This window comes from Candidatus Villigracilis vicinus, assembly GCF_016702885.1.
Lineage (GTDB): Bacteria > Chloroflexota > Anaerolineae > Anaerolineales > Villigracilaceae > Villigracilis > Villigracilis vicinus.
On the sequence record NZ_JADJDD010000015.1, the window covers coordinates 55,185 to 77,342 of the forward strand.

At 50.3% G+C, this 22,158-nt stretch carries 21 protein-coding genes; 5 read left to right on the top strand and 16 right to left on the bottom strand.

Features of this window, described 5'->3' with window-relative positions; genetic code table 11:
- Nucleotides 1-142 precede the first annotated feature (142 nt).
- The 5 genes from acs to IPG80_RS12890 form a co-directional block, all read right to left on the bottom strand.
- On the bottom strand, nucleotides 143-2,041 hold the full coding sequence (gene acs / locus IPG80_RS12870) for an acetate--CoA ligase (RefSeq protein WP_345107434.1): 1,899 nt from the start codon (nucleotides 2,039-2,041) through the stop codon (nucleotides 143-145).
- Nucleotides 2,042-2,111: 70 nt separating this feature from the next.
- A complete protein-coding gene (locus tag IPG80_RS12875; protein ID WP_345107437.1) occupies nucleotides 2,112-4,025 on the bottom strand; it encodes an acetate--CoA ligase in 1,914 nt (637 codons plus the stop codon).
- Nucleotides 4,026-4,134: 109 nt separating this feature from the next.
- Nucleotides 4,135-5,535, bottom strand: a complete 1,401-nt coding sequence (locus IPG80_RS12880; protein ID WP_345107440.1) for an MFS transporter — start codon at nucleotides 5,533-5,535, stop codon at nucleotides 4,135-4,137.
- Nucleotides 5,536-5,975: 440 nt separating this feature from the next.
- Nucleotides 5,976-6,413 carry a universal stress protein gene (locus tag IPG80_RS12885; protein WP_345107443.1) on the bottom strand — a complete coding sequence of 146 codons (438 nt, stop codon included), beginning with the start codon at nucleotides 6,411-6,413 and terminating at the stop codon, nucleotides 5,976-5,978.
- An 18-nt stretch (nucleotides 6,414-6,431) separates the two neighbouring features.
- Nucleotides 6,432-7,166, bottom strand: coding sequence for a metallophosphoesterase family protein (locus IPG80_RS12890; protein ID WP_345107446.1), 735 nt, complete (start codon nucleotides 7,164-7,166; stop codon nucleotides 6,432-6,434).
- A gap of 83 nt (nucleotides 7,167-7,249) precedes the next feature.
- On the opposite strand from IPG80_RS12890, the gene IPG80_RS12895 reads away from it, so the two are divergent.
- Nucleotides 7,250-8,650 carry a protein kinase gene (locus tag IPG80_RS12895; protein ID WP_345107449.1) on the top strand — a complete coding sequence of 467 codons (1,401 nt, stop codon included), beginning with the start codon at nucleotides 7,250-7,252 and terminating at the stop codon, nucleotides 8,648-8,650.
- On the opposite strand, the gene IPG80_RS12900 is transcribed toward IPG80_RS12895, so the two are convergent.
- Nucleotides 8,603-9,883 carry an FAD-binding oxidoreductase gene (locus IPG80_RS12900; protein WP_345107452.1) on the bottom strand — a complete coding sequence of 427 codons (1,281 nt, stop codon included), beginning with the start codon at nucleotides 9,881-9,883 and terminating at the stop codon, nucleotides 8,603-8,605. The genes IPG80_RS12895 and IPG80_RS12900 overlap by 48 nt on opposite strands.
- A 132-nt stretch (nucleotides 9,884-10,015) precedes the next feature.
- Here IPG80_RS12900 and IPG80_RS12905 point away from each other — a divergent pair, with 132 nt between their 5' ends.
- Nucleotides 10,016-10,759, top strand: a complete 744-nt coding sequence (locus tag IPG80_RS12905) for a hypothetical protein (protein ID WP_345107454.1) — start codon at nucleotides 10,016-10,018, stop codon at nucleotides 10,757-10,759.
- Nucleotides 10,760-10,817: 58 nt separating this feature from the next.
- On the opposite strand, the gene IPG80_RS12910 is transcribed toward IPG80_RS12905, so the two are convergent.
- The 4 genes from IPG80_RS12910 to IPG80_RS12925 form a co-directional block, all read right to left on the bottom strand.
- The gene (locus IPG80_RS12910; protein WP_345107457.1) at nucleotides 10,818-12,191 is read right to left on the bottom strand and encodes a YqiA/YcfP family alpha/beta fold hydrolase; all 1,374 of its coding nucleotides are present in this window, start codon (nucleotides 12,189-12,191) and stop codon (nucleotides 10,818-10,820) included.
- Nucleotides 12,192-12,271: 80 nt separating this feature from the next.
- Nucleotides 12,272-13,711, bottom strand: a complete 1,440-nt coding sequence (gene proS / locus IPG80_RS12915) for a proline--tRNA ligase (protein ID WP_345107460.1) — start codon at nucleotides 13,709-13,711, stop codon at nucleotides 12,272-12,274.
- Nucleotides 13,712-13,774: 63 nt separating this feature from the next.
- On the bottom strand, nucleotides 13,775-14,311 hold the full coding sequence (locus tag IPG80_RS12920) for an LOG family protein (RefSeq protein ID WP_345107463.1): 537 nt from the start codon (nucleotides 14,309-14,311) through the stop codon (nucleotides 13,775-13,777).
- A 45-nt stretch (nucleotides 14,312-14,356) separates the two neighbouring features.
- Complete coding sequence (locus tag IPG80_RS12925) at nucleotides 14,357-14,668, bottom strand: nucleotide pyrophosphohydrolase (RefSeq protein ID WP_345107465.1); 312 nt, start codon at nucleotides 14,666-14,668, stop codon at nucleotides 14,357-14,359.
- A gap of 205 nt (nucleotides 14,669-14,873) precedes the next feature.
- Here IPG80_RS12925 and IPG80_RS12930 point away from each other — a divergent pair, with 205 nt between their 5' ends.
- The 3 genes from IPG80_RS12930 to IPG80_RS12940 are packed head-to-tail and all read left to right on the top strand — an operon-like array spanning nucleotide 14,874 to nucleotide 17,503.
- Nucleotides 14,874-16,115 (top strand): hypothetical protein, encoded by a 1,242-nt coding sequence (locus tag IPG80_RS12930; protein WP_345107469.1) that lies wholly within the window; start codon nucleotides 14,874-14,876, stop codon nucleotides 16,113-16,115.
- Nucleotides 16,112-16,876 (top strand): inositol monophosphatase family protein, encoded by a 765-nt coding sequence (locus tag IPG80_RS12935; RefSeq protein WP_345107472.1) that lies wholly within the window; start codon nucleotides 16,112-16,114, stop codon nucleotides 16,874-16,876. The genes IPG80_RS12930 and IPG80_RS12935 overlap by 4 nt, the downstream gene beginning before the upstream one ends.
- Before the next feature lie 45 nt (nucleotides 16,877-16,921).
- Nucleotides 16,922-17,503, top strand: coding sequence for a DUF2726 domain-containing protein (locus tag IPG80_RS12940; protein WP_345107475.1), 582 nt, complete (start codon nucleotides 16,922-16,924; stop codon nucleotides 17,501-17,503).
- Nucleotides 17,504-17,537: 34 nt separating this feature from the next.
- On the opposite strand, the gene IPG80_RS12945 is transcribed toward IPG80_RS12940, so the two are convergent.
- From IPG80_RS12945 to IPG80_RS12970, 6 genes are all read right to left on the bottom strand, one after another.
- Nucleotides 17,538-18,446: an NAD(P)H-binding protein gene (locus IPG80_RS12945; protein ID WP_345107478.1), complete on the bottom strand. Its 909-nt coding sequence runs from the start codon at nucleotides 18,444-18,446 to the stop codon at nucleotides 17,538-17,540.
- Nucleotides 18,443-18,796 carry a hypothetical protein gene (locus tag IPG80_RS12950; RefSeq protein WP_345107481.1) on the bottom strand — a complete coding sequence of 118 codons (354 nt, stop codon included), beginning with the start codon at nucleotides 18,794-18,796 and terminating at the stop codon, nucleotides 18,443-18,445. Before IPG80_RS12950 ends, IPG80_RS12945 begins: the two co-directional genes overlap by 4 nt.
- A 16-nt stretch (nucleotides 18,797-18,812) precedes the next feature.
- Nucleotides 18,813-19,343 (bottom strand): hypothetical protein, encoded by a 531-nt coding sequence (locus tag IPG80_RS12955; RefSeq protein WP_345107483.1) that lies wholly within the window; start codon nucleotides 19,341-19,343, stop codon nucleotides 18,813-18,815.
- 108 nt (nucleotides 19,344-19,451) lie between these two features.
- Nucleotides 19,452-19,988 carry a hypothetical protein gene (locus tag IPG80_RS12960; protein ID WP_345107486.1) on the bottom strand — a complete coding sequence of 179 codons (537 nt, stop codon included), beginning with the start codon at nucleotides 19,986-19,988 and terminating at the stop codon, nucleotides 19,452-19,454.
- A 2-nt stretch (nucleotides 19,989-19,990) separates the two neighbouring features.
- On the bottom strand, nucleotides 19,991-20,938 hold the full coding sequence (locus IPG80_RS12965) for a FecR family protein (protein ID WP_345107489.1): 948 nt from the start codon (nucleotides 20,936-20,938) through the stop codon (nucleotides 19,991-19,993).
- Between the two features lie 13 nt (nucleotides 20,939-20,951).
- A complete protein-coding gene (locus IPG80_RS12970; RefSeq protein ID WP_345107492.1) occupies nucleotides 20,952-22,145 on the bottom strand; it encodes an amidohydrolase in 1,194 nt (397 codons plus the stop codon).
- Nucleotides 22,146-22,158: the final 13 nt, after the last annotated feature.

Consider the following 22,158-nt stretch of genomic DNA (forward strand, 5'->3'; position numbering starts at 1 on the left):
TCCTGTTTTTGAATGACAAACTGGGCGACATTATAAATTGAAATGCGCCGGATTACTTTACAAATTTGTTTTAAAAATAATGGCATCCGGGATCGTACGATCCCGGATGCCATGCATTTCGGCTCTATCTTCGCCGGAACTGCTACTCTTCCAATGTGCTGATATCACCCTCAGGCAGGCCTTGCGCCCGAGCTTTCAACACGCGCCGCATGATCTTGCCAGAACGGGTCTTTGGAAGTTTATCCAGGAATTTCACATCATCCGGGCGGGCAATTGGTCCCATATGGGTGGCGACGTGCTGCCGCAATTCTTCAGCCAACTCAGGCGAAGGCGCAAAACCAGCCCGCAGCAACACGAAAGTATGAATCGCCTGCCCTTTGACATCGTGCGGCAAACCGATGGCGGCTGCTTCGGCGACAGCCGGGTGGCTGACCAGCGCCGATTCGACCTCTGCGGTGCCAAGACGGTGACCTGACACCTTGATCACGTCATCCACGCGTCCGATGATCCAGTAGTAGCCGTCCTTGTCACGTTTGGCAGAGTCACCGGTAGTGTAGCGTCCGGGGTACTTGCTCCAATATTGGTTTACATAGCGGTCATCGTCGCCATAAATGGTGCGCAACATCGAAGGCCATGGGTTGAGCAGGGTGAGGTACCCTTCGGTTTCGTCGGGAACGGGGTTGCCCTGTTCGTCTACGATCTCGGCTTTTTGACCAAAGAAAGGTCGCGTACCAGAACCCGGCTTGAGAGGTACAACCGGAGTCGGTGTGATCTGGAACGCGCCGGTCTCGGTCTGCCACCAGGTATCGATGATGGGACATTTCTCCTTGCCGATGACGCGGTGATACCATTTCCATGCCTCAGGATTGATCGGCTCACCAACGGAACCGAGCAGGCGCAGGGATGAAAGATCGTGCTTGTTGGGCCAGGATTCGCCAAAACGCATCAACCCGCGGATGGCAGTTGGGGCCGTATAGAAGATGGTGATGCCGTAACGTTCGATGCATTGCCACCAGCGATTCGGGTAGGGGTAGGCGGGACCGCCTTCGAACATAAAGGAAGTAATGCCCGCAATCATGGGACCATAGACGAGGTAGGAATGACCGGTAATCCAACCAGGGTCAGCTGTACACCACCAGCGGTCCATGTCATTGACATCGAAGGCGTACTTCAGGGTTGAATACGTACCAACCATATAGCCGCCATGTGTGTGCAAAATAGCTTTGGGTTTTCCAGTGGAGCCAGATGTGTAAAGGATGAAGAGCGGGTCTTCTGCGTCCATTTCCTCAGTGGCGCATTTTCCATTTGCAATGGGCAGCTGACACAGGTCGTGATACCAGTGATCGCGTCCGGCTTCCATGGTCACGCCGTTTCCGACACGCTTGACTACGATTACGTTTTCAACGCTGGGACACTTCTTGAGTGAATCATCAACGATGGCTTTTAGTTCAACCACTTTGCCGTTTTGGAATGAACCATCGCAAGTGATGACTAGTTTGGATTTACTATCTTCAATACGACCCTGTAACGAGTCGACCGAGAAACCGCCGAACACCACCGAGTGGATCGCGCCGATCTTGGCACATGCCAGCATGGCGAAGACGATCTCAGGCACACGTCCCATGTAAATGGTTACGCGGTCACCCTTGACCACACCCATGGCTTTGATGATGTTTGCCATGCGCGAAACTTCACGATTTAAAGCGAAATACGAGAAAGTGCGTTCGATCTTGCCGTCTTCCGATTCCCAGATGAGCGCGAGCTGATTTTTACGATGGGTCTTGAGATGCCGGTCAACAGCATTGTGGACGATGTTCGTGCGTGCACCTACAAACCATTTGTAAAATGGCGCTTTTGAATCGTCCAGAACTTTATCCCACTTTTTGTACCATTCCAATTCGGAAGCTTCCGCCGCCCAGAAACCTTCCAGGTCTTTTTCTGCTTTTTCAGCCAGCGCATCCCAGTCTTTCAGCCGCGCTTGGGCAACTACCTGCTCGGATGGATAATAGACTTCGCCTTCCATTTCCTTCTTCTTCGCCATGAGTGCCTCCTGAACTTGTTTAGATGTAGCGGTTATTTTAATCCGCTTTTTGAAAAAATGGGTCTTGTCTTTAATTCGATCCGGAGAGAGCGTCTTTCATTTCCTGCCAGGCTTCCCGGGCTTCGGTGACGGATCCTTCATCTTCGATGGTGGTGATATCGCCCGGGTCTTTGTCGAGGGTGACTGCTTTTAGAACACGCCGCATGATCTTGCCTGAACGTGTCTTGGGCAGCATATTGACAAAGTTCAACTCGCCGATGACCGCCACAGGTCCGAGTTCGTGGCGTACAGTTTCGAGTAGTTCTTTTTTGAGTTCAGGCGATTCTTTGAACCCGTTCTTGAGCAGCACGAATGCTGAAATGACCTCGCCGCGAATTTCATCGGGTCTACCGATCACTCCGGATTCTGCCACTGCTGGATGTTTCAGGAAGGCAGTCTCCACTTCGATGGTGCCGATGCGATGTCCTGCGATCTTGATGATCTCATCGGCGCGCCCGGCGAACCAGACATAACCATCTTCGTCCATGTGAGCAGAATCGCCAGTGTAGTAAACATTGGGGATCTTGTTCCAGTAGTCGTTGCCGTACCGCTCCGGTTCGCCCCAGAGAGCAGGTGTAAGCCCGGGAAAGGGGCGTTTGATGACCATGATCCCTTTTTCGTTCGGAGCGCAATATTCTCCTTCGATGGTCATGATGTCAACTTCAATGCCTGGCAGCGGAATCGTGGCGGAGCCAGCCTTGATCGGCAGCATTCCCAACCCGTATGGATTACCAAAGACCGGACCGCCAGTTTCCGTTTGCCACATGTGGTCGATAACCGGTATCCTGTTTTTCAGGATCTTATTTTGAAGCCAATCCCATGCAGGGGCATTCAAAACCTCACCTGCGCAAAAGATGCGTTCCAGACGGTCGTGATTTACCTTGCTAAGCGGCTCGTCTCCGTAACGCATGAGCAGGCGTACTGCTGTTGGTGAAGTAAACACGCCGCTGACAGAGAATTCTTCAATGGCGACCTTCCAATTTGATTCGGAATTCGGGAAGTCCAGAGCGCCTTCAAAGGCGATTGTGGTACAGCCGATGATCAAAGGCGCATAGACGATGTAGCTATGACCAACGATCCAGCCAATGTCTGAGGTTGCCCACCATACATCTTCAGGTTTTAAGCCGAATACCCAGCGTGCCATGCTGGCAATATGAACCTGGTAACCGCCGTGTGTATGGATCGCCAGCTTGGGTTTCGCTGTTGTACCGGAGGTGGCGAGAATAAATGCCGGTTCGTTTGCTTCCATGGGAACGCAATCCCCCGTGTGACCATTGGAGCGCCCCATGAAATCTTCCCATGTGATGTCGCGCGGTGTGTGCATGGGAACATCTTCCGTGCCGCGTTTCAGTACGATGACATGCTCAATGTCGGTTTCCACTTCTCGCAAGGCGCCATCTACGATGGATTTTAGATTCACATCCTTGCCTTTGCGATAGGTGATATCTGTCGTGAATACAAGGCGTGACCCGCTTGCCTGAATGCGATCTCCCAGTGCCTTTTCGCCGAATCCTGCAAAAACCACCGAATGGATCGCGCCAATGCGGACGATTGCCAACATAAGCATGATTGCTTCGGGGCAGGTCGGCATATAAACAGTGATGCGATCACCTTTGGTAATCCCCATTCCACGCAGTGCCGCTGCGATCTTTTCCACATCGTGCAGCAGTTTGGCGTATGTGAAGAGTCTTCTTTCGCCGCGTTCATTCATGTAAATGAGCGCGGCATGCCCGCCCCATCCTTGATTGACATGCACGTCCAGCGCGTTATAAGCAAGGTTGGTCTGTGCGCCGACAAACCAACGGAAATTCGGATAATTCCATTCAAAAACCTTGTCCCAGGTTTGGAACCAGTTTAATTGTTTGGCGGCTTGTTCCCAGAACGCTTCAGGGTCTGTTTTGCCGTCTTGTATCCAGCGGTTGATGATAGGGCTGATGAGATTCATGAGTTCCAAATCCTTTGGACAGTCACCTTTCAGGAGGCAAATACCATCTGAAAGGTGACTGTTACTATTACAGAATTGAATTGACAGCTAATCGATCATAGCCATACGTTTATTCCGTTGTTCTAGCGCCCACGGTGGCGACGGACGCATCCGAACTGATGTCAACATGATTAGTCTCCGGCAGTTTCCACATGCCGATTATGAAGCAGATGGCTGCGATTCCAGTTGGGTACCAAAGACCGGCATAGTTATTGCCGGTGGACTGGATCAAAGACAGACCAATGATCGGAACCAGACCACCGAACACGCCATTTCCGATGTGGTAAGGCAACGACATGGAAGTGTAGCGGATCTTGGTGGGGAACAACTCTACCAAGAATGCAGCGATCGGACCGTAGACCAAGGTCACATAGATGACTTGGATGAACACGAGAACACCAAGCATGACGGGACTATACCCGGCGTTTACCATCTTGTCAGCGGGGTTGCCGATATAGGGGGCGAAATTTGCCATGGTTTTGTAAATGGGCAACCAAGTCAACACAGCCAAAGCCATGCCCGCCATCATAAAGGGTTTGCGTCCGTATTTATCGGAGAGGTGCCCAACCAAAACGAAGAACGGGGTTCCAAATAAAAGCGCAGCACCGATGATCAGATTGGAGTCCACCAGACTAACCCCGTAGATTTTTTGCAGGTAGAACAGCGCATAGAATTGCCCTGTGTACCAGACTACACCTTGTCCCATGGTTGCACCAAAGAGGGCGAGAAGCACAAATCCAAGGTTATAGGGGTTGCCAAAGCTTTCCTTGATCGGATTCTTGGAGATCTGTTTCTTTTCCTTGAGCTTTACATATAAGGGGGATTCGCGCAATGAATAGCGGATCCACAGCGAAAGACCAACCAACAAAATGGAGATAAGGAAAGGAACACGCCAGCCGGTTGCGGCAAAGGCATCTTCGCCCATGATGGAGCGGGTGGTCAAGATAACACCCAAAGAGATGAACAAGCCCAAAGTTGCGGTGATCTGGATCCAACTGGTCATGTACCCGCGGCGACCCTGTGGAGCATGTTCGGCTACATAAGTTGCTGCGCCGCCATATTCGCCGCCGAGCGCAAGACCCTGCAGGATGCGCAGAGCGATCAAAATGATACCGGCAGCCGGACCGATCACTTCTGCTGTAGGCAGCAAGCCGACTGCAAATGTACATAACCCCATCAGTGTCATGGTGACCAGGAAGGTGTACTTGCGTCCGATCAAGTCGCCGACGCGCCCAAACACGATCGCGCCAAAAGGACGTACGATAAACCCAACAGCAAAAGCAGCCAGCCAGGCGATCATATCGCCGAGCGGGGTTCCGGTCTGGTAAAACTTGCTGGAGATCACGGTTGCCAGACTTCCGAAAATATAGAAGTCATACCATTCGATCATGGTGCCGGCGGCAGAGGCAAAGATAATGTGGAATAAACTTTGTTCAGCTTGTTCAGGTGCTGCAGTAGTCGCTTGAGACATGCGATTGTTTCTCCTTTATTGATGGCAATAGGATATGTGCCGCGCCATAGACGCAGTTGTACAGAGGAGGGGGTTGTTTAGGCGTTATAGGTCATGGGCGCTCCTTTACCGCAGGGAGATATTCACTCAACCCGTGGGTATAAAAAAAAGAAGCGCGGACCAAGCCGCATTTTGGGGAGAGGATTCTATCTGACATCTGCACCTCGAGTGGAGTGTTTAGAATCTCAGTCCATTACCATTAAAAATCTATTTTATTGTTTCAGGAAATAACACATAGTTTGCAGAATTGCGTCCCCTCAAAGCAAAGCTAAATGTCACAGATTTTCACGACATTTGTCATCCATTGCCAAAAAATAAGCGAGTTTCACCCTACTTTTAGGATAAAACCCGCTTCAAACAGCTATCGGACTTGATTTTGTCTACTCTCGCATAATACGATTCTACCCTGTAGCACGGATCAAAAGCACTGGCACCTTCGAGTTATGCACCACTCGCTCGGCTACACTGCCCAGCAGCCAGCGCGCAGCCCCGGTTCGCCCGTGTGTAGACATAGCGATGGCGTCTACCTGTAATTCCTCTGCTACGCCCAAAATCGCCTCTGCAACCGATCCAACCCGCAGGAGAATGGAGACTTTGAACCCAGCCGACTTCAAATCAGTTTCGATGCTAGTTATGTATGTTCTACTTTTTTCCTCCTGTTCTTGCACCGCTTCTGCAGCCAGCCCTGGGTCTGAAAAAAGAAAATCCATGGCAGGGTTGGCGGTGATCGTAAGCAGGATCAATTCTGCGCCTTCAGAGTATGCCAGTGAACGCGCATGAGGCAAAACACCTTCAGCTACTTTTGAGCCGTCGAGCGGAACCAGAATTTTTTTATACATAACCTGCCTCCTTTTTCTTTATTGCCCGAAACGTAACCTTCGGATCAGGCGATTTGAAAATTTTAATTCCTTCATTAGTTTTTGAACTGCCGCGACATCGTATTGGGCACGCTTGAATGTGAAGTTCATGGTTTCAGTATCAAGAGTAGCGTAAGCTGCCCGGGGGTCTTCGTCTCTGGGTTGACCTACGCTTCCAGGGTTGATGAGCATCCGGTCGAGATTTAGGTGAATGGGAGTCTCGACGCGTGGCATTTCTTCCAAGACTCTCCAGTCGTCCCACGGCTTCCTAAAAATGACCGGATAATGAGTGTGACCGTTCAAACAAAAATTTGTTTCGAAATGCTCGAGATTTTCCTTGGCTAATGCCGGGTCGGTAAGATATTCCCAAACCGGGTCGCGCGGACTTCCATGTACTAGCGTGATGTTATGTCCAATGTTTAGTGGTTTATCGGGAAGAGTATTCAGCCAATCCAGCTCGGTGGTTTTCAGTTTGTGGCGTGTCCAAAATATGATTTCTTGTGCGTCGGTGGAAAAATCCCATAATGCAGTTTTTCCGACCACTGCCATGTCATGATTCCCCGCCAGACAGACCGGGTTGAATTCGCGCAGGCGGGTGATGCACTCAGCGGGTTGTGGTCCGTACCCCACCACATCTCCAAGGCACCATAATGTGTCAAAGCTACCTGCATCCCTGAGCACTGCCTCGAGGGCTGTAAAATTTGCATGAATGTCAGATACGATGAGGATACGCATAGTGTTTTCTAAAATATTATAGCGTACTTGATTGATGACGAAAATAACTTTCTGTCTTTTATCGGGCGGACTATAATTTAGGTATGGCTGGTTTTCTCAAGCGATTCTCAAAGTCAATTCAAACCCATATCCCAGACCCAAAGTCCGGGGCGGGAGTTGGTGCAGTCATCAATCAACGCTATCAGTTGGATGAAGAGATTGGTAGAGGTGGAATGGGTATCGTGTATCGCGCCCGAGATCTTCAGGTTCAACGAGTTGTAGCGCTAAAGATCATCAACTTGAATACCGCTAATGATCTATCTCTTGGGCAGTTCAAGCGCGAAATGGATATCCTATCAAAACTAGACCATCCGCATATCGTCTCGTTTTTTGATGCGGGTTTTGTGAGCAATGATGAATCCGTTCCTTTTTTCGTGATGGAATGGATAAAAGGTGAGCCGCTTAATGAGATCGGTTCCCTGACTTTTGCTCGTATCGTCGCTATTTCAAAACAGATCTGCGAAGCCCTTGGTACCATTCATGAAAAGGGATTTGTCTATCGCGATCTTAAACCGGGAAATATCCTGCTCGAAAAACGTGGGTTTGATTATTTCGTAAAACTACTGGATTTTGGTCTCACCCGTCCACGCGGAGAAGCTTATCTGCCTACCGAAAGCAATCTTGCTGGCACGGTGCTCTATCTTGCTCCCGAATTGATCGCCGGTGAACCTGCAGATATCACTTCTGACCTATATGCACTGGGTGTGCTGCTTTATGAAATGCTCACAGGGCGTGTGCCTTTTTCAAATATCGATGAACAGACCATTCTTGCGCAACATTTGGAAGAAAAGGCTTCTCCGCCCAGTCAATCACGCAGCGATGTGCCCCATGAATTGGAGTCCATCGCAATGCGCCTGTTGGAGAAGGACCCCAGGAACCGTTTTAGTTCTGCGCATGAGGTTTTGCACGCCTTGCAGAAAATACAGCCTGAAAAATTTCTGGTGGGGAATTTACCATTGATACAAGCTCAAAAGAGAGAGCACGATACGGATGAGGTGGTGCATCTGCTTGAGTCGAGCTCATTCGTCACATTATTAAACAATGACGAAGACCTTGCTTATTCCGTTGGGTCGCAGCTGGCGGGGGAATTCCCAGATGGTGTTTGGTTGCTGGCTTTGGAAGATATTCACGACCCTGCGATGGTTTTGATAACGGTTATATCAACATTGGGCGTACCCAATGACCCAGAGAGACCGCTTGCTGTCTCAATGGTCGCGTATCTGCGCGAGAAACGCCTTTTGTTGATTTTGAATCGCTGCGGTCATCTCGTCAATGCATGTGCCCAATTGGTCTCGACCCTGCTCGACGCCTGCCCGGATGTGCGAATCCTTGCGGTGAGTGAGCGGGCTTTGAAATATTCCCGCCGAGATGTGTTATCCCGGCGGGTGAAGATCTTTCTACTCGATCCAATCCAGGATCTTGTAATACATCCCTGCAAACGGTAAGAACCACGGATTGCCGCTATACAATCCCAATGGCGCGTTGGGAAAATCGAATTTCGCAAATGGATGCTCTTTGATATTCCCTTTAATCATTGCCTCGGCAACTGTTGCGCCAAGGTATGTTGCCATCGCTACGCCATGACCTGCGTAACCGAGTGAGTAATAAATGCCGTCTTCTTCGCCGACATGCGTCATTTGATCAAATGCAAAATCCAGTGTGCCGCCCCAAACGTAATCGATCTTTGCATTTTTCAGTTGCGGGTAGATCTGGGTCATTTCGCGCCGAAGTATCTCGCCGCTTTGCGCGATCGTATTCTCGTTTTCAGGGAAGAACGCCGCCCGCCCGCCAAAGATCATACGGTTATCCCATAGTCTGAAATAATTCAAGAAATGTTTGTAATCAAAGATCATACGATTCTTTGGGCTGAGTTCATACGCAAGTTCATCAGAAAGCCGTTCGGTTGCGATAATGAACGACCCGATCGGAATAATTTTCTTTTGCAGTTTTCTTGTAGCATTACCCGTGTAACCGGATGTTGCCACAAGAACAGAATCTGCTTCGACGTTTCCTCTTTCGGTTTGGATAAAGAACCGCTTCTCTCTCCGCTCGATCTTGGTAACCCGCGCTCGCGCGCAAAGCGTTGCCCCTGCCTTGGCAGCCGCACCTGCTAACCCTGTCACATACTGAGCAGGGTTCAACCCGCCACTGACCTCATCCACCAACGCACCGTGATATACATCCGTACCGATCTCACTGCGAAGGTCCTTCGGCGAAACGAGCCTAACGTTGTGACCGAACTCCTTTGCCATGAAATCTACTTCGCCCTGCAGGGACTCGTAATGCTTTGGTTTATTCGCCGTGAGTAAATGTCCGCAACGAGAAAAGCCACAGTCAATATTTTCCTCTTTGACGATCTGTTCAACGATGTTGACAGAATCCAACGAGCACTGAAATAACTCTTTCGCCAAATCCCGCCCGTATTTATTGATGATGGTTTGCATGGCAGGCTTTAACCCGGTCAATGTCATGCCGCCGTTGCGCGAACTGGCACCCCAGCCGATTGTCTCTGCTTCAAGTACGACCACGCTCACACCTTGGTTTGCCAGTGTCCGTGCCGCGCTTAAGCCCGTGTACCCGCCACCAATGATCGCCACATCCACTTTGGCAGGGATGGGCAGAAGGCTATTGTCGTCAGGCATTTGGGTGGTGGTATGCCAGTAGATGTGTTGTTTCATGAGTCGGCTCCGTGGTTTGATAGGGAATAGGACAATTGTGCCATATTTTAAGCCACCTTAATCAGATATTATCACTCCTAATATTATTGGTCGTTTTATAAATTTTTGAGTTCAAGATAAATAGAGGTGTATATGGAATGGATGGGTTTTCTCGGCTTTTTTGGTTTTTGCATTGCAGCATTGGCAGGTCCATTATCAATTGTTGTGATCTACTTTGTGATTAAAAATAATTTGAAAGCACATGCTGATCGACGTGAATTGACTCTGCATGGCGTTAGTGCTCCGGCAGTGATAATTTCGGCATGGAATAATTATTCATCTGGTGGTGGAAAACATAGCCCATCAACCACAGCACACGTTACATTTGAGGTTGAGATCCAACCTGCCGGGCAAGCTCCGTTCAGAGCCAAGTTTAAAGATACACTCTCCATTCGGAATGGTGAATGGTTCATTATGGGTCCCCGTAAAGAGGAAATTGGCAAAAAGATCTGGGTGGCATATGACCCTAATAATCTGAAACGTATGGTGATTGACCATTTTGATTCAGACCATGCGTTTATGTCTAAGCGCCGGGCTTTTGAAAAACGAGAAGATGAACTTCAAACTGTGCGTAAGACTGGAGAAGATGCAATTGCAGAGATACTTGAAGTTGAGGATCTGGAGTTGTCCTATAATATTGAGAAAGACAGCAGCAAGGTATTGCAATTAAAACTACGAGTTGACCCCAGAAATGGATTATCTTACGAAACCGAAACGGTCGGTCTTTTTATGAATACGGGCTTGCATAAATACACCGTTGGTAGAAAAATGACTGTGAAAATTGACCGGGTAGATAAATACAAGATCGCTCTGGTGGGTCCGATACGGGAAACATAAACTCCAAGCCATGTCTATTAAAGCAAACACCGCCAATTACTGATTGGCGGTGTTTGCTTTAATTCAAAATCTCTTCCCAGTTCAATTCTTTGAATGCCTCTTGCAGGCGGTGACCATCGTCTACGATGTTGTATTCCAGGTTGGTAAATAATTTCTCGGCATATTCGCGTGCCTCGTCGAGTGGCACGACGTCATCTGCTGTTCCGTGGATGATGACGGTGGGAACAGAAACAGGTTCGAGATTAAGATAAGAGCCGAAGGGTTCCTTCATCAAGGCAGGGGCGAGCAAAATCAGCTTGCGAACGTAGGTCGGCTTTTCGCAGGTGAAGACCGTTCCCATTAATCCACCCAGAGATGAGCCGATGATCGTCCAGCCTTTTTTGCGTCCGATGATTTTTTTGAGCTGCTTCATGCGTTCTTCAAACTCGCCGGTGAAATCAGGCGTGACCATGCCGGGGAATTTCTCAGCGAACTGACGTGCTTTGCCGCTTTGACTGTTGCTATCTGAACCGTGCAGGTAGATGATGCGGGTATTGTCCATTTTCTTTTTCTTTGGCGTGCGAACTGATTTGTTTTTTTGCGGCACGGATTCGTCGATGAAGTCATCCGGCTCGGCAGGTTTGGGACGGGTGAGCATCTGCGGGCGAAGCAAGTCGCGCAGTTCTTTTTGTAGCGGTGGCGGAAAATCTGGCGAGATGCGCCGCAGGGTGACCGCAGTCATTTGATTCTCAGTGGTGGTGAGAATGTGTTTAAGCATGAATATAGTTTCGTTGGGGGATGCGCGGTAAAGCGTAACGATGAGATCGGTGAGATCATATTGCAGGGTGGATGGTGCTTCTTCGATAACGGGTTCGACAATGTCGAAGATGGCAGGCAGGTTTTCAAAGTCAGAGTCTGCGATCATGGGGATCAGCGCTTGAATCCCATTCGACCAGGAACGGGAGCGTTCGGGGTGCAGGTATTCGCGCACAAGGGCAAGGAATTGATTGGGCGTCTCTTTGCGCATGCGAGTGAGACTTGTCGTAAGAAGTGCCACCCGCACTTCCGGGTCGCGGATCTGTTGAGTCCATGCGGTAATGCGCGGAAGAAGGCGTTCTTCCTGCGGCGGGATGCGCCCCAGCAGAAACGAAGCGAGTAGGCGTGTTTCGAGAGCACCTTCGTCCCAAAGGATATCGGCAAGCTCAAGAGCAAAATGCGGGTTGGCTTCTGCTTTGGCGCGCAATTCGTTTTGGATTTGAGTTAATACAGCAGGAGGGGTGCGATAGGTTTTGAGGTTGGAGCCCGGGGCGACATTCTCCACGGTGCGGAGCGTGTAATTGACGTAGAACTCCAGCATTTCGCGCAAATGCTTCATGAACTCGTCTGGCAGGAAGAAAAAATCTGCAAGACGGGTTGCTTGTTTGCGGAGGCGGGTCAGGTCAATGGCGGGCATGGGCTGAGCGTATCAGGTGTGAAGTGTCAGGCATCAGGTCTTGGTTTTACCTGACACCTGACACAGGAACACGAGATACTTTAATACGCTTTCGCGAAGTACACCTTGCGTTTGGAGGGCTTACCGCAGACTATACATTTGCCTTCATCTTCAGGTTGGTTGAAGGGGATATTGCGGGTTGTCGCTTTGACGTCTTCCTTGACCTTCTTCTCGCATTCAGTCGATTCGCACCAATAGGAGAGCGCCCAACCATCTTGCACAACCTTCTTCAGGTCTTCGTAATTATCCACGTTGTGGATGTTCGCGTCGCGGTATTCGGTGGCGCGTTTGAGCAGGGACGCTTGCACATCGGTCAATAGATTCTTGACGGTTTCGGCAATACCTTCTTGTGAGACAAAGGTTTTGCCTTCCTTACCGGGCTTGTCGCGGCGGGCAAGGGCGACGGTTCCTTTTTCCACATCCTTGGGACCGATCTCCACGCGGACGGGCACGCCGCGCATTTCCCAGTCGTTGAACTTGAAACCACTGGAAACATTGTCGCGGTCGTCAAACTTCATGCGGATGCCTGCAGTTTTGAGTTCAGCGAAGAGGCGGTCGGCAACTTCCATCACTTTTTCTTTTTCAGCATCGTTCTTGAAGATCGGTACGACCACGGCTTGAATAGGGGCGAGGCGGGGAGGCATGACCAACCCGTTGTCATCACCATGCACCATGATCATTGCGCCAATGATGCGGGACGAGATCGCCCACGACGTCGTCTGTGCAAAGGTCAACTTGTTGTCTTTATTAAGGAACTGGATCTCAAATGCCTTGGCGAAGTTGTCACCAAAATAGTGAGAAGTGCCGGACTGTAGCGCGCGTTTGTCCCACATCATCGCTTCAATGGATGTGGTGATCTGCGCACCGGCAAAACGCTCGGTTTCACTCTTGGTACCTTTGAGTACTGGAATGGCGGCTTCATCCAGACAGAAGCGTTCATAGATATCGAGGATGCGGTACATTTCCTCTTTCGCTTCTTCTTCAGTGGCGTGCGCAGTATGACCTTCATGCCAATAGAATTCTGCGGTGCGTAAAAACAGCTTGGTGCGCAGTTCCCAGCGCAGGACCGAACCCCACTGCACGATCAGGATCGGCAGGTCGCGCCAGGACTTAACCCATTTGGCATACATATGACCAATGATCGTTTCGGATGTTGGGCGTACAGCGAGCTTTTCTTCAAGCTCTTGTCCGCCGCCGTGGGTAACCACTGCCAATTCCGGCGCGAAGCCTTCAACGTGTTCCTTTTCTTTTTCAAAGAACGACATTGGGATAAGCGTAGGGAACGCCGCGTTGACGTGACCGGTCTTCTTGAATTCAGCGTCCAGCCAGGAAGTGATATTCTCCCAAAGCGCCCAACCGTAAGGTTTCACCACCATGCATCCGCGCACGGGGGAGTAATCTGCCATGTCGGCGCGCACAACCAACTGGTTGTACCATTCGGAAAAGTCTTCTGCTCGGGTGGGTAATTTTTCTTCTGCCATTTTGACCTCGTTTTAGTAATTGGTAATTGGAGATTGGTAATATTTTACGAAAGGATCAAATTACTAATCTCCAATATCTAATCTCTTTACTGCATCTTTCACATCGCCCGCAAAGTATAACAACTCTCTTTGGTGGATGGGCATGTAGTTTTCAAACTCGCCGAAGAACTGATCGAAGGTGGACTGCCAGCCGCTTCCGATCAGTATTAACGGTCTTCGGGGCAGAGACTCCACGATCATCAAATTCCACATCAGTGAGACCTCGGTCAATGTACCTGCGCCGCCGGGTAGGGCGATCGCAGCGTCACAGCCTTGCACTAACGCAGTCAATCGATCCATCAGAGTCTGCTTGCGCCTTTCTTCCTTGACCCACGGGTTCGGCTTGGATTTGCGCCATTCTTCAATATCAATACACGTCACGCCAATCACGTGCCCGCCCGCTTCGCTTGCGCCGCGCGAGACGGCTTCCATTGTGCCCATGTAGCCGCCGGTCAAGACGGCATGTTTACGCTGGGCAAGGAGCGAGCCCAATTCACGTGCTTCCTCGTATGCAGGTGTACCTTCTTTCGGCTGTGCGCCGCCAAAAACAGTAACGTTCATTCTTTCTCCGTAAGGGACTTCCCTGACCAGGGCGACAGGACTTCGCTATTGATCCCAAGTTCTGGTCTTATTCTTCTCGATCTTCTTCAACACTGCATCTTCCAGATCGATCTTGGAAACCGATGCCAACTGTAAAAGATACAACATCACATCTGCCAATTCACTGCCCAATTCTTCGCGGTCTTTGATCTCATCAGTGAATTGGAAATGCTCCAGAATTTCCGCGGCTTCAATGGAAAGCGACACCGCTAAATTGCGCGGAGTTTGCGGGCGTTTGCTGTCAGCTTCGTACCAGCCCTTCGACTTTACCAATTCATGCATTTGTTCGGTCAATTCGTTGATCGTCAAATTACTCATCTTCACCATCCAATAAAAAAACGGCTCGCCAAGTCTGGGAGCCGTTTGGGGCGCGATTAAGCGAACCTAGCCAGACCTGGAGGATGTACACATTTTAGGGGACGGGTTCGGGTTCATAAGCATTCATCGATTATACCCAACGTTCAAAAATTGCATAAGGGCGCAATTTTTGAACCAGGCATTATATAAGGGTAAAATTGATTTTATGCAAAAGGATGACGTGCTGCGCCTCCTCCGGGACCCGAACCTGCTTCCGTCCGAAAAGTTGACCCTTCTTTCGAACATTGCTACCCAAGCTGAAACCCTTGGCGTACCTTGCTACGTCGTCGGCGGATTTGTCCGTGACCTTTTACTTGGCAAACCGGTCAATGATCTGGATGTGGTTGTCGAAGGCGATGCCATCAACCTTGGCAGAAAACTAGTCGAAGTGTACGGGGGGAAGTTGACGCCACATTTTAAATTCCACACAGCGATCTGGCATTTACCCAACTCAACTGACTTTGTTGACCTTATCACCGCCCGCAAAGAAATCTATGAAATGCCGGGCGCTTTACCAAAAGTCACCCCCTCAACGATTGAAGATGACCTTCGTCGGCGGGACTTCACCATCAATGCCATGGCGCTTCGTTTGGATGGGGAGGGGTTCGGCGAGATACTGGATCCGTTGGATGGGCAGGCAGATCTCGAGCGGAGAGTGATCCGAGTCCTTCATCCCAGGTCGTTCATGGATGATCCAACCCGCATCTTTCGCGCCATCCGATATGAAGGGCGTTATTCCTTTAATATTGAACCTTTAACATTGGGGCTGGTCGACTCTGAAGCACTTAAAGTGTTGCATATGTTGAGCGGAGAACGATTGCGCCATGAATTGGATTTAATTCTTGAGGAAGAACGAGCCTTTCAAATGGTTTTGCGCGTAGCCAGTGCGGGGGTTCTGACTTCCATTCATCCAAAGATGCCCAAGTTCAACCAGGAATACGCTGACTATCTTGAAATGGACATCCAATTGGATGTCCCTGCAGACCGGCGTTCGATGGGTTTTATATTATGGTTTTTGGATCTGACGGAAGAGGAGATCTTTTTACTCGCCAACCGGCTTGATTTTTCCAATCAATTATCTCTTGATGTGTGGGCGGGGGCGCAATTGATGCGTAGTTTGCCGCATCTGGTGGGGGCGAAACCCAGCGAGTGGACGTATGCATTGGAGAAACTGCCGCTGCTCTCTATTTATGCGGTCTATCTAATTTCGCGTGAGAACGCTTTGCTAAGTTACATTTCATTTTGGCGGCATGTCAAGCCGCGTACGAACGGGAATGATCTGAAGGCAATGGGTTTACTGCCGGGTCCGCGTTTTAGCGAAATATTGTTAAAACTGCGCTCTGCCTGGTTGGATGGTGAAGTGACGAATGAATCCCAGGAAAAGGAATTATTAGCCAAACTACTATGAACCTTCAGCCATATATGGAATTTGCCACTTCTCTTGCATACCATGCGGGGAAGATCACCTTGCGATACTTCAATACCGGCATCAAGCCAGATCGTAAAGAGAATAATGATCCGGTCACAATCGCTGATCGTGAAGCTGAAGCATATGTACGTGCAGAGGTTGAAAAGAACTTTCCTGGTCATTCCATTGTGGGCGAGGAATATGGCGAGCAGGGAAACGGGCACCCGTTCCGTTGGATCGTGGATCCGATCGATGGAACGATATCTTTTGTGCAGGGTGTGCCCCTATATGGCGTGTTGATCGCTCTGGAGATCGAAGGGGTGGTTCGGGTGGGAGCGGCGTACTTCCCGCCATTGGACGAGATGCTGGCTGCTGCGGATGGAATGGGTTGTTGGTGGAATGGTCGTCGCGCGCGGGTTTCGAATGTTGGGCAGTTTTCTGAGGCTTGTGTGGTCACTTCTGATTTTCAACACCTCTCCGCAAAACTAAATGACATTGTTCCGCGCTTTGAGAAACGCAAAGCGTTGTTACGAACCTGGGGGGATGCCTATGGATACTTGTTGGTTGCAACCGGTCGTGCTGAAGTAGCTCTTGATCCGCGCATGGATGTATATGATTGCGGTCCCTACCCGGTCATCATGAAAGAGGCAGGGGGGTATTTTGGTTCATGGGATGGGACGGAGGGTCACACTCACGGTGAAGGGCTGGCTTGTAACGCTGCACTCAGACCTGAGGTACTGAAATTGATGCGAGATGGGTAAGCTGAATTTCTGTACGAAGATTCATTCCTAACGTATAATCACTATATGACCGCGGAGCAAAAAGACCGACTTCCCTACCGCTTACGAGAGCCCTTCCTGAGTAATACGGAAGCGGCTCTTTTTCGATTGTTGACTGAATTAATGGGAAGCCGGTATGTGATCTGTCCGAAGGTCGCACTCACGGATCTGTTCATGATCGTACGCCCAAATGAGAATGTGCATTTCTTCAATAAGATCTTTCGCAAGCATGTGGATTTCCTTTTGTGCGACCCGAAGACCTTTACGCCTTCCTTCGGCGTGGAGATCGTGAAGCCCATTGCCAAGAACGGAATGCGTGAAGCGGATAAGTTCATGGAAGAGCTGTTTACAGATGCAGGTCTTCCTTTGGTGCATATTCCGTCGGGTGAAAGTTACGTGCCTGCCGACCTGATCGCGCTTTTTCAGCTTGCGGTGTTGAAGACTGGGAAGAACTCTGCTTTGAGTGCCGAACTTGATGCGGTTCCGAATTGCCCGGTCTGCGGGAAGATGATGGTTCTACGAATACATCGCAGTGGGTCTGAGAATGGAAAGAAGTATTACGGTTGTATTGATAGCCCATCTTGTGCGGGGGTGGTTGCCATCGGGTAATGGTTTGGGTGCGGGGGAAAACAGAATCAAATTTTCAAGAAAAATGTTTTTTCAATTCAGACGCATATCGCGCACCAACAACATTGCGGTTTTCGATCAGCCATTCTTTAAAGACGGTTTTACCGCGCGCAGGTTCTTTGGAAACCAGCAGATTTGCCATTAAACCATCCACCTCTTCAGGGGTCAGAATGACATCGTTCACAAAGAGACTCATGACTTGCGCTGCGAACAAAGCCAGCCGGGGCGGCACGGAGATCAATGGGCGTTTTGCGCCAACGGTGTCTCCGACCAATTTCACCAATTCCTTGAATGAGTACGCGTCCGGACCCACTGCGTCGATCACGTAATTTTCTTTGCTATACACGGCTTCAACAGCAAGTTTTGCGAGATCGTCCACATGCACTGGTTGAATGCCATACGACCCGTCGCCTGGGATCAGGAAGAATGGCAGGCGACGCAAAAGAAAAGCGATATTGTTGATGAGAATATCCTCGCCGCCGCCGACCAAGACCGTGGGGCGCAGGATCGCGTATGCCATCCCTGACTCGGTGACAGCTTTTTCGTTTGCCGCTTTGCCCCAATAATAAGGCAAGTGTGATTCCGCAGACGGGTTGGCGATGCTGATGTGTACCATGCGCTTTACACCTGCTTTTACTGCAGCCCGAACCAGGGCTTTTGTGTTTTCAACCGCTTTAGGTTGAGTGTTGTTCCCTTTGTCGAAGCGTATCCAATAGGTGTTGACCAATACTTCCGCTCCACGCAGGCTTTCTATCAACTGGGCTTCATTGGAGAAATCCAGTGGGAAAGCTTTGACTTTTCCGTTAAATGGATTTGGTCGATCCGGATGATTGGTGAGTGTGATGACATCTTCACCTTTTTCGAGCAGGTGTTTTGTGATGTACTTTCCTGAATAACTAAATGCTCCTGTAACTGCGATCTTCATTTTGCCTCCACTTTGCTTGTCTTTGGCGCAACGAGGGCAAAAATGGTCACCACGATGCCAACACAGACGAGTGCGAAAAGAAAACCAGCCAATGCTCCGCTGAGACGGCTTGCGATCTCAAAGAATAGCCCTTCCATATCCCTGGCTTCGGGTCTGTAATTCAACGCCAAAATGCCGGGGAGCCCGATCAGGAGGATATTGGAGAATGCCGTCCAGAACTGGGCACGTTCTTCCGTGCCGCACAGGTCTAATAAAACTTTGCGTAAATGCGGGCGGATGTAGCGCACGATAAAGGCTGCAAGCGCAAGGGTTAAGAGCAGTTGAGTAAGAAAACTAACGATCATGTTCATGATTTATTCCTTTCTATTACTTTAATACACTGAGGATTTTGGTGACATTTGCCAACCCCAAACTTTCCAGCTTGATGACCGCGTTGGTCAGAGTATCGATGGCGTTGAAGAAATCCTGCAGGGCTTTGACTCGTTCATGCAGGAACTTGATCTCCGCCTCATCTCCAGACACTGAGCCTGACTCCAGCTTTTCGAGCGTTTCCTTCACTCCGCGCAGCGCCCGGTCGAACTCGCTGTTCTGGCGTTCCTTCAGGATCGAACGGATGGATGTGTAGAAGTCTGTTTCCGCTTCGTAATAATCCTTGCGGTCGCCGAGTTTCGAAGAGCGGTGAACCAGCCCCATGCGGGCAAGTGTGCGTACTTCGGTGCTGACCGCACCCTTGGTGAGACCGGTTTGTGTCGTAATCTCATCCAATGCGAGCGGGGCAGGGGAAAGATATAGCACGGCAAAAATTGCACCCATGCCTTTGGGAAAGCCCCAAAAACGGCTGATCTGGCTCAGGCTTTCAGTAAAGTCTTTTTTTAGTTGGGGGAGTTTGGTGGGCATACTATCTCCGTATACTACGTTTAGTAATTACTAAACGTAGTATACGTCAAGTGATTAGAGATGTCAAGAACGAGAAAGCCGCCAATTTGGCGGCTTGACTTGTAGAAACTAGGGCGGGTTGTAAAACATTTGAAATAACTCAGCGCCGTTCTTTCCCTGCGCTTCGTCAATGTAGTTCTGGATCGGCACACGGAAGGCGATGTGCTCGGCTTCGGTCTCTTCGAACCAAAATTCCACGAAGCCGTAGCTGCCTGGCAGATCTTCACGTGGAATTTGGGTGACGTACTCCATAACCTTCACGACCCAATTTCCAAATTCTTCTTCCTGTTTCAGGTCATTCACCTTTAGACGGAAGTAGAAATCGGTTTCTTTTGTAAGAAAGTCGGATGTGCCATCTGGGTGGACGCAGTCTTCACCAAAATACTCCACCCGCCCGCTGGCTTCAGGGTCCATAGACTTTACTTCAGCATCAAATGCTTCACTCAGTTGCGGGGCAGGGGAGTATGCCCATTGATAACCGCAAGCCTCATTTTGTTGTGCAGAGGGCATTTCTGTTTGAGTTGGGGCGGAAACGGTCTGCAATGCACCAGCGGCGGCAGCCGCTGTAAGCAAAATACCTACTGCCCATTTTCCTGCTCGATTCATGATCAGCCTCCGCCGCCCGGACCACCCCCGCCCGGACCCGCTCCGCCAGGGTCTCCGCCGGGTCCATCTCCATCGGGACCTACCCCATCAGGACCGATATCGCCATCCCCAGGTCCAAGGTCGGGTAGGGGACCGCCTTCAAAGAATTCAATACCACCATCAGAGTTTTCTTCAAAATATTGTGAGGGGTCAAAATCGAACAGTTCGAATCCTTCGAGCTCTGGGTAGGATTCTGGGTTTGGCAATTCGTCAAGAAACTCTCCCAGCTCCGGGTTTTCATTCAACCAGGCTTGAATTTCGCCCTGATCTATGCCGTCGAACTCTACGATATCGCCATTCTCATCCACCAACGCCGAATCGCCTTCGGGGATATCTGCTTCATCACCGCTCTCATTTTCGATCGCACAATGACCTTCAAGGCATACCGCCTGCACTTTGCCTGTTGTTGGGTCGTAACTCACACTTAATAAACTTCCACGTACCGATGCCACACCGGAGGGCGTTTGTACATCAAGTGACCCGCCATTCAGCAGAACGAATATCTTGCCAAAGATAAGGCTAAGGGTCGTTTGTGGTTTGCCTTCAGCATTGGCGACCTCAGACAAGTTAAACACCGAGTTGGGCGCAACGCGAACAATGGTGCCTTCAGGTTTCAAGTCTAAACGGGCGCGCCCGTCGGCGCCGGTTTGCAACGCACCGCCTTGTTGGATGATCGCGCCTGCTTCAGCAGGGATAAATTCTCCATCCGCCTCGATGCGCACTGTGACTTCATTCTCGATTTCAGCGATGACCGCTTCGCGCTGCGCCAGAACCTGTGTGCTGATTTCTGTTGGCGTGGACTCACCTGCGGCTTCTGTCTTGGCGGGTTCGGTAGAGTCGCTTGGAGTGCTGGCAGGGTTTGAAGTGCAGGCACCCAGCCATAACGTCAGGAGAAGAAACGCAGAAGTCATCCTTCGCATAGAGCTATCCCTTTAATAGATCGGCTGCTGCAGAAGCCATCAGTGCAACCCCGCTGACCAATGCGCGCTCGTCAAAATCGAATTTGGGGTGATGGTGGTTGTAGTTGAGATTCTTTTCTGCATTTGCCGAGCCGATGAAGAAGTAACAACCATCCACTTTTTCCTGCATGTAGCCCATGTCTTCGGCGCCCATGGTGAGGTATTGATTGCTTGTGATCTCAGTATCTGGAAAGAGGGTTTGGGCTGATTCAAACACGCTTGCAGCAACACCTTCGTTGTTGATGACCGGTGCAGTGACTTGTTTGATAAGCAATTCCACTTCGCAGCCCATGGCGGCGGCAGTGCTGCGGATGATCTGCTCGAGGCGGGCGTGTACCAATTTGCGCACATCGAGGTCGAAGGTGCGGATGGTGCCGCCCAATTCGGCTGTTTGTGGGATGATATTAAAGGCGGTACCGGAGTGAATGGTGGTCACGCTGATGACAGCCGGTTTGAGCGGCTCGATATTGCGGGCAACAATGCTTTGGATCGCGGTGACGATCTGTGCCGCACAGACGATGGGGTCAATGGTGGTTTCAGGCGCTGCCCCATGACCACCCTTGCCGGTGAGTTTAACGCTGAATAAGTCTGCGCCTGCCATGACGGGACCTTTGGCAACATGTACCCAGCCAAGGGGCTTGTCGTTCCAAAGATGAAGCGACAGGGTCTTATCCACGTTGGGTCCTTCGAGTACGCCGTCGCGCATCATCATTAACGCGCCGCCGATCTCTTCGCCATTGGTGCCTTCTTCAGAAGGTTGAAAACAGAATTTGATGTTGCCAGCCAACTCATGCTTGCGTTCGTTCAAGATCTTGGCAACCGTTAAACCAATTGCCGTGTGACCATCGTGCCCGCAGGCATGCATGACCCCGGCATTTTCGGAGGAATATTCTGCGCCAGTGTCTTCAGCGATCGGCAGGGCATCCATGTCGAAGCGCAGGAGGATGGTTGGACCCGGCTTGGTACCTTCGAGATAACCAACCACGCCGGTTTTTCCAACGCCCTTGGTCACTTCGATACCGAGAGCCTCAAGTTCCTTTGCCACAATGCCGCCGGTGCGAATTTCGTTGAAGCCGAGTTCGGGGTGCTTGTGAAAGTCACGCCGCATGGCTTGGGTGTAGGGAAAGAGTTCTTCGGCTTTTTTGAGGAAGGGGTTCATGTTGTTTTTCTCC

Excerpts from the sequence above, each read along its gene's own strand:
- acs (WP_345107434.1), bottom strand. The coding sequence starts at position 2,041 with ATGGCGAAGAAGAAGGAAATGGAAGGCGAAGTCTATTATCCATCCGAG.
- IPG80_RS12875 (WP_345107437.1), bottom strand. The coding sequence starts at position 4,025 with ATGAATCTCATCAGCCCTATCATCAACCGCTGGATACAAGACGGCAAA.
- IPG80_RS12880 (WP_345107440.1), bottom strand. The coding sequence starts at position 5,535 with ATGTCTCAAGCGACTACTGCAGCACCTGAACAAGCTGAACAAAGTTTA.
- IPG80_RS12885 (WP_345107443.1), bottom strand. The coding sequence starts at position 6,413 with ATGTATAAAAAAATTCTGGTTCCGCTCGACGGCTCAAAAGTAGCTGAA.
- IPG80_RS12890 (WP_345107446.1), bottom strand. The coding sequence starts at position 7,166 with ATGCGTATCCTCATCGTATCTGACATTCATGCAAATTTTACAGCCCTC.
- IPG80_RS12895 (WP_345107449.1), top strand. The coding sequence starts at position 7,250 with ATGGCTGGTTTTCTCAAGCGATTCTCAAAGTCAATTCAAACCCATATC.
- IPG80_RS12900 (WP_345107452.1), bottom strand. The coding sequence starts at position 9,883 with ATGAAACAACACATCTACTGGCATACCACCACCCAAATGCCTGACGAC.
- IPG80_RS12905 (WP_345107454.1), top strand. The coding sequence starts at position 10,016 with ATGGAATGGATGGGTTTTCTCGGCTTTTTTGGTTTTTGCATTGCAGCA.
- IPG80_RS12910 (WP_345107457.1), bottom strand. The coding sequence starts at position 12,191 with ATGCCCGCCATTGACCTGACCCGCCTCCGCAAACAAGCAACCCGTCTT.
- proS (WP_345107460.1), bottom strand. The coding sequence starts at position 13,711 with ATGGCAGAAGAAAAATTACCCACCCGAGCAGAAGACTTTTCCGAATGG.
- IPG80_RS12920 (WP_345107463.1), bottom strand. The coding sequence starts at position 14,311 with ATGAACGTTACTGTTTTTGGCGGCGCACAGCCGAAAGAAGGTACACCT.
- IPG80_RS12925 (WP_345107465.1), bottom strand. The coding sequence starts at position 14,668 with ATGAGTAATTTGACGATCAACGAATTGACCGAACAAATGCATGAATTG.
- IPG80_RS12930 (WP_345107469.1), top strand. The coding sequence starts at position 14,874 with ATGCAAAAGGATGACGTGCTGCGCCTCCTCCGGGACCCGAACCTGCTT.
- IPG80_RS12935 (WP_345107472.1), top strand. The coding sequence starts at position 16,112 with ATGAACCTTCAGCCATATATGGAATTTGCCACTTCTCTTGCATACCAT.
- IPG80_RS12940 (WP_345107475.1), top strand. The coding sequence starts at position 16,922 with ATGACCGCGGAGCAAAAAGACCGACTTCCCTACCGCTTACGAGAGCCC.
- IPG80_RS12945 (WP_345107478.1), bottom strand. The coding sequence starts at position 18,446 with ATGAAGATCGCAGTTACAGGAGCATTTAGTTATTCAGGAAAGTACATC.
- IPG80_RS12950 (WP_345107481.1), bottom strand. The coding sequence starts at position 18,796 with ATGAACATGATCGTTAGTTTTCTTACTCAACTGCTCTTAACCCTTGCG.
- IPG80_RS12955 (WP_345107483.1), bottom strand. The coding sequence starts at position 19,343 with ATGCCCACCAAACTCCCCCAACTAAAAAAAGACTTTACTGAAAGCCTG.
- IPG80_RS12960 (WP_345107486.1), bottom strand. The coding sequence starts at position 19,988 with ATGAATCGAGCAGGAAAATGGGCAGTAGGTATTTTGCTTACAGCGGCT.
- IPG80_RS12965 (WP_345107489.1), bottom strand. The coding sequence starts at position 20,938 with ATGACTTCTGCGTTTCTTCTCCTGACGTTATGGCTGGGTGCCTGCACT.
- IPG80_RS12970 (WP_345107492.1), bottom strand. The coding sequence starts at position 22,145 with ATGAACCCCTTCCTCAAAAAAGCCGAAGAACTCTTTCCCTACACCCAA.